At 71.3% G+C, this 11,527-nt stretch carries 6 protein-coding genes and 1 rRNA gene; 1 reads left to right on the forward strand and 6 read right to left on the reverse strand.

The features are described 5' to 3' along the window. Window positions 1-7: 7 nt before the first annotated feature. Both EDF48_RS07680 and EDF48_RS07685 read right to left on the reverse strand, forming a co-directional pair. Complete coding sequence (locus tag EDF48_RS07680; protein WP_111086984.1) at window positions 8-997, reverse strand: ABC transporter permease; 990 nt, start codon at window positions 995-997, stop codon at window positions 8-10. A 34-nt stretch (window positions 998-1,031) separates the two neighbouring features. Beyond that, a complete protein-coding gene (locus EDF48_RS07685; RefSeq protein ID WP_123340274.1) occupies window positions 1,032-2,717 on the reverse strand; it encodes an ABC transporter substrate-binding protein in 1,686 nt (561 codons plus the stop codon). A 117-nt stretch (window positions 2,718-2,834) separates the two neighbouring features. Here EDF48_RS07685 and EDF48_RS07690 point away from each other — a divergent pair, with 117 nt between their 5' ends. Then, entirely contained in the window at window positions 2,835-5,519 is a 2,685-nt protein-coding gene (locus EDF48_RS07690) for a glycoside hydrolase family 2 protein (RefSeq protein ID WP_131879149.1), read from the forward strand. 279 nt (window positions 5,520-5,798) lie between these two features. Here the strand turns inward: EDF48_RS07690 and EDF48_RS07695 are convergent, their stop codons facing one another. The 4 genes from EDF48_RS07695 to rrf all read right to left on the reverse strand — a co-directional run bounded on the left by EDF48_RS07695 (window position 5,799) and on the right by rrf (window position 11,411). After that, window positions 5,799-7,961 (reverse strand): alpha-galactosidase, encoded by a 2,163-nt coding sequence (locus EDF48_RS07695; RefSeq protein WP_243698060.1) that lies wholly within the window; start codon window positions 7,959-7,961, stop codon window positions 5,799-5,801. Further along, complete coding sequence (locus EDF48_RS07700) at window positions 7,958-9,973, reverse strand: beta-galactosidase (protein WP_131879151.1); 2,016 nt, start codon at window positions 9,971-9,973, stop codon at window positions 7,958-7,960. Before EDF48_RS07700 ends, EDF48_RS07695 begins: the two co-directional genes overlap by 4 nt. Before the next feature lie 92 nt (window positions 9,974-10,065). After that, window positions 10,066-11,196: an ROK family transcriptional regulator gene (locus tag EDF48_RS07705; RefSeq protein WP_131879153.1), complete on the reverse strand. Its 1,131-nt coding sequence runs from the start codon at window positions 11,194-11,196 to the stop codon at window positions 10,066-10,068. A 98-nt stretch (window positions 11,197-11,294) separates the two neighbouring features. Beyond that, window positions 11,295-11,411: ribosomal RNA gene (gene rrf / locus EDF48_RS07710) — 5S ribosomal RNA — on the reverse strand. Between the last annotated feature and the right edge of the window lie 116 nt (window positions 11,412-11,527).

Consider the following 11,527-nt stretch of genomic DNA (forward strand, 5'->3'; position numbering starts at 1 on the left):
GTCCTCCCTAGCTCCGCGCCCGCGTCCGCGGGTCGATGAGCCCGTACAGCAGGTCGACGACGAGGTTCGCGCCGAGGACCGCCAGGGTGATGAACAGGAAGATCCCCTGCATGAGCGCGTAGTCGTTGTTGGTCACGGCGGACAGCAGCTTCGACCCGATGCCCGGGTACGAGAACACCTGCTCGGTGACGACGGAGCCGGACACGATGAACCCGAGGGAGATCGCGAAGCCGGCGACCGAGGGCAGGACGGCGTTCCGGGCGGCGTAGTTCCGCAGGATCTTGCCGTCGGACAGCCCCTTGGCCTGGGCGGTGGTGATGTAGTCCTCGGACAGCGTCGACACCATCATGTTGCGCATGCCGAGCAGCCAGCCGCCCAGCGATGCGAGCACGATCGTCACGGCCGGCAGCACCCCGTACTGGATCGCCGAGGCGATGAAGTCCCAGTTGAACCCCGGCGTCAGGATGACGTCGTAGCCGCCCTGCGCCGGGAACAGGTGGATGCCGGTGGCGAAGAAGTACACCAGGATCAGCGCGAGCCAGAAGTACGGCACCGCGGCGAGCAGGGTGGTGGCCGGCACGAACGAGTCGAGCCAGGTGCCCGGACGCCAGCCGACGAAGGCACCGAGGCCGACCCCGATGATGGCGGCCAGGATGGTGGCGATGCCGACCAGGGCGATGGTCCACGGCAGCGAGCTCGCGATGACCTCGGTGACGGGGGCCGGGAAGTAGCTGACGGACACCCCGAGGTCACCGCGGAACACGTTGACCAGGTAGTGGCCGTACTGGGAGATCAGCGGCTCCGAGGAATCGCCACCGAGGAGCAGCTCGTACGCCTGCCGTGTCGCCGGGGTCACCTGCCCGCCGCGCTGCTGGAGCTTGGCGAGCAGGATGTCCACCGGGTTCCCGGGCAGCAGCCGCGGGATGATGAAGTTCAGCGTCAGTGCCGCCCACAGCGCGACGATGTAGAAGCCGATCTTGCGCAGGAAGTAGGTCATCGTCGAGTGCTCCTCGGTCGCGATCCCATCGTGGTCAGCCCTTCGCCGGCTTCAGTGCCTTGAAGATCTCGGCGTTGTCCGGGCTCGCCCAGACCGCCGGGAAGGCGTAGAGGTCGTCCTTCGTGGGCCAGCCGGTGAACTTCGCCGCGTGGAACTCACTCGTCGTGCCGCCGGTCATCACGGGGATGTACGGCAGGTCCTCGACGATGTGCTGCTGGATCGTGTCGAGTTCCGGCTGCGTCGCGGCGGTGTCCTCGGGGTTGATCGTGGCGAGCTTCGCGATGGCCTTGTCCACGTCGGGGTTGCTGTAGCGCGAGATGTTCATCGGGGCTGCAGCACCGACCTTCGCGGTGTTCGCCGTCGTGAAGTAGTTGTTGTACAGGTAGTACGGGTTCGCCGTCGGGCCCTGGCCGAGCGAGTCGATGGCGAGCTCGAAGTTGCCCTTGGTCTTCTTGTCGGTCCACTCATTCCACGACGACTGCTGCGCCTTGAGCTCGATGCCCGCGGCCTTGAGCTGCTGCGTCATCGTGTCGATCGCGGTGATGTAGTCGGTCCAGCCGGTGACGACCTCGACGGTCAGGGACAGCTTCTTGCCGTCCTTGGCGTAGATGCCGTCCGAGCCCTTCTTCCACCCGGCGCCCTCGAGCGACGACGCGGCGGCGGCCTTGTCGGCGGTCTCCGGCATCACGGCCGGCTCGATGTCCTTCGAGATGGTGTCCTTCTGCGTCGTGGTGAGCGCGAAGGTCGGCGAGATCTCGCTCGCGGTGTTCTCGAACGCCAGCGAGTTGAGCTGCTTGCGGTTGATCGCGTCGGCGATGGCGTGACGCACGGCCGGGTCGGTCTGCGGGCCGGTGCAGCCGAGGTCGGTGTTCGCGCAGGTGAGCAGCGCCATCTGGTTCTGCCCGACGGTGATGCCGTCGTAGCCGTTGTAGTTGCCGGCGATGTCGTCCATGTTCGGCACCGGGCCGGTCTGCCAGTCGATCGAGCCCTGCTTGAGCGCGTCGGCGCCGGCGGTGTTGCCGGAGAGCGACAGGTAGCGGATGGTCTTCACGGCGGGGGCGCCGTCCCAGTACTTCTTGTTCGCCTCGAGGGTGAAGGCCTGCGCCTTGAAGGTGCCGAGCGTGTACGGACCGGTGCCGACGGGCTCGCGCACGACGTCGGTGGTCGGGTCGATGTCCTTCCACAGGTGCTCGGGCACGATCCAGGTCTTGCCGAGCAGGTTCGGGCCGAGCACGAACGACGGCTTGTCGAAGGTGACGACGACCTTGGAGTCGCCGTCGGCCTTCGCGGTGCCGTCGTAGCCGATCGAGTTGAGGGCCTTCTGCTTCTTGAGCATGTCGAGCGTGAACACGACGTCCTTCGAGGTGAAGGGCTCGCCGTCGCTCCAGGTCGCCCCGTCGCGCAGTGTGATGGTGAGCTGCGTGCCGTCGGTGTTCCACTCGTACGACTTGCCGAGCAGCGGCTTCGGGTCGTTCGTGTTGACGTTGGTGATGAAGAACAGCGACTCGTAGATCGTGCCGACGCCGCCGATGTTGGACGGCGACCACGGGTTGAAGTTGATCTGGTAGTCGCCGGACTGTCCGGTGTAGGCGACCAGGGTCGAGGCGGCGTCGTCCTTCGTGCTGGCGTTGCCGCTCGCGCTGCAGCCGCTCAGCGCGAGGCCGGCGGCGAGGAGGACGGCGGCGCCGATGGCGAGCCGTGAACGGGTTGGGTTGAACATCGTTGTCCTCTCGGTCTGCGTCGTCGCAGGATCCACGTTGTGAGCGTGATTGTTACACGCGTAAACTAAGGCGGTCAAGGGGTCGGGTCACGGCCCCGTCACGATTGAGGAGACGCAATGGAGCGGACCACCCTGGACGGCACGTGGACGGTCGAGGCGGTGCACGGCCCGGCACAGGCCGATGCGCACCGGGAGCCGGTCGCCGCGATCGTCCCCGGCTGCGTGCACACCGACCTGCTGCGGGCGGGCCGGATCCCCGACCCGTTCGACGGCGACAACGAGGCCGCGACCCAGTGGATCGGCGACACGGTGTGGCGGTACCGCCGCACCTTCGCGTGGTCGGGCGAGACCGGCACGGGCCCGACCACGCACGCCCGCCACGACCTCGTCGCCGACGGACTCGACACCCTCGCGACGATCGAACTGAACGGCATCGTCGTCGCCACCACCGCGAACCAGCACCGCGCGTACCGGTTCCCCGTCGGGCACTTGCTGCGCCCCGGCACGAACGAGCTCGTGATCACCTTCGACGCCCCGGTCCCCGCGGCCGAGCGACTGTCCGCCCTGCACGGCGGCGAACTCCCCCACGTCAACCACCACCCGTACAACGCACTCCGCAAGAACGCGTCGAACTTCGGCTGGGACTGGGGCATCGACGTCGCCACGAGCGGCATCTGGAAGTCGATCGGCATCGAGTCGTGGAGCGGCGCCCGCATCGCGGCCGTCCGCCCCCTGGTCGACGTCGACGGCACCACCGGCGTGCTCACCGCGCACGTCGACGTCGAGTCCGCAGGTTCCACCGGGGCCTTCTCCCAGCACATCGGGTCGGCTCCGGTCGCAGGGGTGTCCGGTCGGCCCGGCCTGGAGGCGCGGGTCACCCTGACCCCGCACGTCACCCTCGGCGGGGCCGACGGCCACGGCGCCGCCCTGGCCGAGCAGAGCACGTCCGCCCCCGGCGCGAGCGGCACCGAGGCGGCGGCGACGCCCGTCGGGTCCGGCACCGTGCCTCCCGGCCGCCCGTCCGCGCCGGGCGCGACGTCCGTCACCAGCGTGCGCGCCGTCGTCGACGGCTCCGCCGTCGTGCGGCTCGAGGTCCCCGACGTCGCCGTCTGGTGGCCGCGCGGCGAGGGCGACCAGCCGTTGTACGACGTCCGGGTCGAGGTCGGCGACGACGTCTGGACCGGCCGCATCGGGTTCCGCACCGTGACGCTCGACACCGCCGCCGACGCCGGTGGAGCCCCGTTCCTGCTCCGGGTGAACGACCGGCCCGTGATCGTGCGGGGCGCGAACTGGATCCCCGACCACGCGTACCTGACCGAGATGACGCCCGAGCGCTACGCCGACCGGATCGACGACGCGATCGAGGCGAACGTCAACCTGCTCCGCATCTGGGGCGGCGGGATCTACGAGTCCGACGACCTGTACGACCGGTGTGACGAGCTCGGCGTGCTCGTCTGGCAGGACTTCCTGTTCGCCTGCGCCGCCTACGCCGAGGAGCCCTGGCTCGCCGATGAGGTCGAGCCCGAGGTCCGCGAAGCCGTCACCCGGCTCAGCCCGCACCCGTCGCTCGTGGTGTGGAACGGCAACAACGAGAACCTCGTCGCGTACGCCGAATGGGGCTGGCGGCCGTCGCTCGTCGGCCGGACCTGGGGCAACGGCTACTACCGCTCGCTCCTGCCCGCGATCGTCGCCGAGCTCGACCCGACCCGTCCGTACACGCCGGGCAGCCCGTTCTCGTTCGACGAGTACCTGTCGCCGAACGACGAGCGGAACGGCAGCGTGCACATCTGGGACGTCTGGAACCGGCTCGACTACCGGGCCTACGCCGGCTGGAACCCGCGGTTCGTGGCGGAGTTCGGGTTCCAGGGGCCGCCCGCCTGGTCGACCCTCACCGCGGTGGTGCACGACGAGCCGCTCGACCCCGACGGCCACGAGATGCTCGTGCACCAGAAGGCCGACCAGGGCAACCGGAAGCTCGCCGACGGCATGCGCGGGCACCTGCCGACGCCGGCGAGCATCGAGGACTGGCACTGGGCGTCGCAGCTCAACCAGGCGCACGCGATCCGCTTCGGCATGGAGTGGTTCCGGTCCCGCACGCCCGACAACACCGGGATGATCGTCTGGCAGCTCAACGACGACTGGCCCGTGGTGTCCTGGGCGCTCGTCGACCACGCGGGCATCCGGAAGCCCGTCTGGTACGCGGTGCGGCAGGCCTACCAGCCGGTGCTGCTGACCGTGCAGCCGTCTGCTGCCGGGGCTGCTGGCGCCGCCGGCGCCGCCGGCGCCGCTGGTGGGCTCGACGTCGTGCTCGTGAACGCGTCCGGCGCGCCGGTCGCCGACGAGGTCACGGTCTCCCGCGTCGCGTTCGACGGCACGGTGCTCGACTCGTCGTCGTTCTCGCTGGCCGCCGCGCCCGCCGACGCCGACCGGGTCACGCTGCCGGCCTCGCTCGCCGTGCCCGGGGACTCCGGGTCCGAGGTGCTCGTCGTCACCGGAGCCGGAACCCGCACGGTGTTCGACTTCGCCGAGGTCGTCGACCAGGTGCTCGCCCGCTCGCCGCTGTCCACGTCGGTCACGGCGACGGACGACGGGGCGGTCGTCACGGTGACGGCGACGTCCTACGCACGGGACGTCTCGCTGTTCCCGGACCGCGTGGACCCCGCCGCTCGGGTCGACGACGGGCTGGTGTCCCTGCTGGCCGGCGAGTCGGTGACCTTCACGGTGACGGGTGCGCCGGGCATCGACGCCGAGGCGCTCGTCGGCCCGTTCGTCCTCCGTCACGCGGGCTCGCTCCTCCCCTGACGAGCCCGGCGCTCGGGCGGGGACGGGTTCCGCCAGCGGCGTGACGGTTCTGGTTCACGATCCTGCGAGATCGCGAACCAGAACCGTCAGCGCACCAACACGGCCGCGCCGTCCCGCCGAGCGGGCGAAACACCCGCGTGCGCACGCCACGAACCGGGATGTTCCGCCCGCTCGCCGGCCGCGCCTGCCCGACCACGGCCGACGGCCGACGCCAGCCGGCCGTCGGCGGCCGGCGGGCCGACGGCGGCAGGCAGGCCGACGGCGGCAGGCAGGGTCGCGTCAGTCGAGGGCGTGCAGCTCGAACACGATGGCGGTCGCGGGAGCCAGCAGCGGCAGCCGCGCCCCGACGTCCTCGAGCACCGCGCCCGACAGTTCCAGGTGCCCGCGCACGAGCCACGCCGGCGGCACCATGTCGAGTCCGTGCGGCACCCGCAGCCCCGCGACGGGGGCGAGCCGGTAGCGCCGAGCCCGGTCGAGCCCCCGCATCCGCAACGGCACCGGCAGCGACTGCGGCCCGGTCTCGGTCCGTGCGACCCGCACCAGCGCCCGCGACCGGTCGACGGCCACGACCGAGGTCGCCACGAGCCCGGGGTCGCCGAGCTCCAGGTGCCGCAGCCGGCCGGTGTGCAGCAGCCCGCGCTCCCGCTTGTACAACGCCGTCCACGCCCGCAGCCGGTCGAGCTCCGTCGGGGACAGCCGGGTGACGTCGGTCTCGATGCCGGCGGAACCGAACAGCGACACCGCCATCCGGAAGTCCAGGTCGAGGTGCCGGCCGGTGGTGTGTGAGACCTCGGGGCCGACGTGCGAGCCGATCAGCTCGAGCGGCAGCAGTGCCTCGGTCCACCGCTGGATCGGCAGGCGTTCGAACGCGTCGTTCGAGTCCGACGGCCACACCCGGTCGGTGCGCTCCAGCACGCCGAGGTCCACGCGGGCGCCGCCGCTCGCGCACGCCTCGATCTCGAGCCACGGGTGCCGGGCGCGCAGGGCGTCCATCAGCGTCCAGACCCCGCGGGTGTGCGCGTCGATGCCGGCATGTCCGGCGTGGACCGCATGCACGATGTCGCGGTTCTGGTCCCACTTCACGAAGTCGACGTGGTGTGCCCCGATCACGGCGGACATCGCCTCGAGCACGTGGGCCCGCGCGAGCGGGTTCGCCATGTCGAGCACGTACTGGTTCCGCCAGGTGCGGACGTCGTCCTCGGGGCGCTGCAGCAGCCACTCGGGGTGCGCCGCCGCGAGCTCGGACACCGGGCTCACCATCTCGGGTTCGAACCACAGCCCGAACTCCATGCCGAGTCCGCGGACCCGGTCGACGAGCGGCCCGAGGCCGTCCGGCCACACCGTCGGGTCGACGCGCCAGTCCCCCAGCGACGTCGAGTCCGAGCGCCGTCCGAGGAACCAGCCGTCGTCGAGCACGAACCGCTCGACGCCGATGTCCGCTGCGGTCTCGGCCAGGGCGACCAGGGGCGCGAGGCCCTGCCGGTAGTAGACGGCCTCCCACGTGTTGAGTACCACCGGCCGGGGGCGCTTCGGGTGGCCGGGGCGGCTGCGGAGCGAGTCGTGCAGCCGGTCGGACAGGCCGTCGAGCCCGGCGTCGCTCCAGACGAAGACGGCGTCCGGCGCGGCGAAGGACTCCCCCTGCCCGAGGACCACCTCGCCGGCGCGCAGGAGTTCCCCGGCGCCGAGCAGCGGTCGCGCCTCGGCGAGCAGGTCGTACCGGTGCACCGAGTCGGCGCTCCAGGCCAGGTGCACGCCCCAGACCTCACCGGAAGCGTCCGAGAACCCCGGCGTCCCGAGCACGAGCAGCGTCGGGGCGTCGTGGCCGGTGCGACCGCGGCGGCTCTCCCGCGCATGGCTGCCGGCGGTCAGGGTCCGGCGCTGCGGGGTGCGCTCCCGGGTCCAGCGACCGGCCAGGTCGAGCACCTCGCCGACCCGTTCGCCCACGGGCATCGTCGCCTCGAGTGCCTGCAGGTGCACGGGCACGGCGGCCCCGTTGGTCACGGTGTGCCCGACGCGCAGCACCCCCGCGGCGTCGAGCCGGAAGGCACTCCGCAGCAGCAGTTCGTCGGACACCGCGGTCACGACCAGCGCGCCCGGTTCCGCGGTCACCTCGACGTCGCGCCACCGCGGCACGAGCGGCAGCCCGTCGACGTGCCCGGCGATCGCGGGTCGTCCCTCCCACCCGTCGCGTTCGGTCGGCAGCACGGTCAGTGGCCAGGCCGCATCGAGGGCGCTCGGTCCGAGCGGCCGTCCGAGCGCGAGCAGCAGTTCGGCGCCGTCGCCGTCCGTGACGGGTCCGACGTCGCGGCCCCAGTGCAGCACCTCGGGCAGTCCGTCGTCGGCGGTCGCCAGCACGAGCGACACCCCGCCGCCGCGCAGGACCTGCACCTGCCGTCCGTCGAGTGCGAGCGCCGGCGCCGGATCGCGGTCCACGACGGTCACGACGCACGCTCCTCGCGCAGGACGCGGACGCGACCGGCGGGCACGACGGTCTCCGGCCCGTGGCCGGAACCGTCGAGCAGGTCCGTACCGGACGCGACGACCGTCACGTCGTCCGCGCGGTGGTTGACGAGGAACAGGAACACGGAACCGTCGTCGTGGACGCGGCGCACCGCCTCCAGGCCGGGAGGCGCGGTGACCGTCCGCGGGAGCGCGCGCTCCTCGATGACCCGGTCCACGAGCCGCTGGGTGCTCTGGGCAGGCAGCATCGCGGACACGTACCAGGCGCCGCCGCCGACGGCGCGGCGGGTGACCGCTGCGCGGTCCGCGAGCGGACCGTCCGTGTACCGGAGCACGACATCGGCGTCGTCGACCACCACGGCCTCGGCCCAGTCGGTGACGGTCCCGCCGTCGTCGAGCGTGCGGGTCTCGTCGCGCTGCAGCGGGGTGAACTCCTCGCTCCAGGCGCCGAGCACGTGCCGGAACGCGCCCGGGTAGCCGCCGGAGCGGATGCGGGAGGTCTCGTCGGCGACGCCGGACAGGTAGGTGACGATGAGGGTCGCACCGCGGTCGACCACCGCGGCGATCCGTGCGGCGGTGGCGTCGTCGACGATGAGCATCGTGGGGACGACGACCACGTCGTAGCCGTCGAGGTCGGCGTCCGAGGGCACGACGTCGGTGAGCACCTGTCGGTCGTGGAACGCGGCGTACCAGGCACGGAGCTCTCGCGAGTACCGCAGCGCTCGGTGCGGCTTCAGCCCGGACTGTAGCGCCCAGCCGGACGGCTCGTCGACGACGATCGCGACCCGGGCCGGCTCGACGCGGCTGCCCTGCACGGGGGCGAGGTCGCGGAGTGCCCGGCCGAGCGCGACGACCTCGCGCCAGATCCGGGTGCGGGTGCCGGCGTGCGGGACCATCGCGGAGTGGAACTGCTCGGCCCCCGCGGTGGATGCCCGCCACTGGAAGAACAGTGCGCCGTCGGACCCACGGGCGACGTGCACGAGCGAGTTGCGCAGGATCTCGCCCGGTTCCTTCGCCCGGTTGCGCTGCTGCCAGCTCGGGCCGCCCGTCGAGTGCTCCATGAGCAACCACGGGGTGCGGCCGGCGGTGATGCCGCGCATCCGGTCAGCGGCGAGGGCGAGGTCCTGCTCGCGGTGCGGGTCGTCGACGAGCGTGTAGTGGTCGTTCGCCGGGATCGCGACGTGCTTCGCCCACGCGGCGTAGTCGACGACCTGCGATCCCGCACCGACCATGAAGTTCGTCGTGACGGGGACGTCCGAGTGCTGCTCGATGACGGCCTTCTCGGCGTCGAAGTGCCGGAGCAGGGCGTCGGACGAGTACCGCTCGAAGTCCAGGAAGAGGCCGGGGTTCGGTGCGCCGCCGACGCCACGCGGGGGTGAGACCTCGTCGAAGGACGTGTAGGTGTGCCCCCAGAAGGCCGTTCCCCACGCGGCGTTCGCGGTGTCGACGTCCCCGTACCGGTCGGCGAGCCAGCGTCGGAAGTCCGCTGCCGACTCCTCGCAGTAGCAGCGGCCGTTCCCGCCACCGAGCTCGTTGCTCACGTGCCACAGCCGCACCGCGGGGTGGTGGCCGTACCGTTCGGCCAGGGCGCCGACGATCCGCAGGGCGTGCTCGCGGAAGACCGTCGACGCCGCACACCACCCGAGGCGTCCGCCCGGGCGCTCCCGTCGCTCCGTGGCGTCCACCGGCAGCACCTCTGGGTGGGCGGTCAGCAGCCAGTTCGGCGGGGCGGCGGTCGGCGTCGCGAGGTCCACGGCGATGCCGTTGTCGTGCAGCAGGGCGATGACGTCGTCGAGCCAGTCGAAGGTGTACTCCCCCGGCGACCGCTCGAGCAGCGCCCACGAGAAGACCCCGATCGTGACCAGGTTCACCCCGCCCTCGCGCATCAGGCGGACGTCCTCGAGCCAGACCTCGCGCGGCCACTGTTCAGGGCTGTAGTCGCCGCCGAACGACAGGCCGTCGGTCGGCCACGGGACGGTGGGGGCAGCGGTCACGGCATCTCCTTCGATGGGTGGACCGCACCAGCCTCCCGTCTCCGGCGGTGTTTGTCAACGTGTGTAACTAACACACTGTCAGTGGTGCCGCATCAGGTCTCGAGCAGCTGCCGGATCGCGAGGACCGCCCCCGCTCGCGCCCACTCCGAGAACTCGAACGGCTGCACCTCGACGGTCACCGGCTGCCGGTACGGCGCCAGGGCCGCACGGAGCGACTCGTCCACCGTGGTCCGTGCCAGGTCGTACACCGGCAGCCCGTCGCCGGTCAGGACGATCGCGGCAGGGTCGGCGATGTGCACCGCGGTGGCCAGGACGACACCGAGTGCTCGCCCGGCGTCCTCGAACGCTGACACGGCCTGCTCGTCACCGTTCCGCGCGAGCTCGACGACCTGCTCGTACGACGAGCCCTCGCGCCCGGCGTTCCGCACGATGACCGGGCTCGGCAGGTAGCTCGAGGCACACCCCGCGTGCCCGATGCCACAGTCGGGCCCACCACCGAGGACCGGAAGGTGCCCGATCCGACCGAGTCGCCCGTGCTCGCCGGTGGACACCTGCCCGTTCACGATGAGCCCGAGGCCGAGTCCCTCACCCACGGTGACCAGGGCCATCGACCCGCGACCGGCGCCGGCACCGAACCAGTGCTCCTTGACGGTCAGGGCGTGGACGTCGTTCGCCGTGAACGCTGCGAGCCCGGTTCGCTCCCGGACCATCCGGGCGAACGCGACGTCGGTCCACCCGAGGAACGGCGACGACGCCACGACGGCCTCTCCGCCCCGGCTGAGGACGTCACCGGGCAGGGACACCCCGACGGCACAGATCGCAGGGTGCACGGCACGGAGGCGCTCGTGCACGGTGCTGATCTGGTCGGCCAGGTCTTCCGGCACGGTCGACGGGACGGTCTCCTCGTGCAGGGCGAGGACCCGCCCGCCCAGGTCGGTCACCGCGGCGTACAGGCGCTCCCGGGTCAGCTTGACGCCGAGGAACTCCCACTGCCCCGAACTCGACTGCAGCAGCTCCGACGGCCGACCGGTGGCGCCACGAACGTCGGTACCGACCTCGACCACGAGCCGGTGTGCCACGAGGATCCGCATCGCCCGGGTCAAGCTCGCGCGCGACAGCCCGAGCGACCGTGCGATCTCCGCCCGCGAGAGCGTGCCGTGGATGAGGATCTCCCGCAGTGCCAAGCGGGAACCCTCGGGCAGTGCCGGCCAGGCTTCGGTCATCGTTCCTCCGTCGTCGGCTGATCCTACGGCTCAGCCCGGAAACGCAGAAAACCCCTGACCAGTGCTGGTCAGGGGTTCCCTGGTGTTGCCTACGTTAAGTCCGGCGGCGTCCTACTCTCCCACAAGGTCCCCCTTGCAGTACCATCGGCGCTGAGAGGCTTAGCTTCCGGGTTCGGAATGTGACCGGGCGTTTCCCTCTCGCTATGACCACCGGAACACTTTCGACCATGAATCACGGTCTCAAACATGTTCCGGCTGCTGCCCACGAATGGGCAGAGCGGTGTATTCAGTTTGATTCCCGATCGTCTGTCGGGAACCACAAAGTGGACGC

Origin of the sequence: Curtobacterium sp. PhB191, assembly GCF_004346515.1 — a bacterium.
Lineage (GTDB): Bacteria > Actinomycetota > Actinomycetes > Actinomycetales > Microbacteriaceae > Curtobacterium.

Excerpts from the sequence above, each read along its gene's own strand:
- EDF48_RS07690 (WP_131879149.1), top strand. The coding sequence starts at position 2,835 with ATGGAGCGGACCACCCTGGACGGCACGTGGACGGTCGAGGCGGTGCAC.
- EDF48_RS07685 (WP_123340274.1), bottom strand. The coding sequence starts at position 2,717 with ATGTTCAACCCAACCCGTTCACGGCTCGCCATCGGCGCCGCCGTCCTC.
- EDF48_RS07705 (WP_131879153.1), bottom strand. The coding sequence starts at position 11,196 with ATGACCGAAGCCTGGCCGGCACTGCCCGAGGGTTCCCGCTTGGCACTG.
- EDF48_RS07680 (WP_111086984.1), bottom strand. The coding sequence starts at position 997 with ATGACCTACTTCCTGCGCAAGATCGGCTTCTACATCGTCGCGCTGTGG.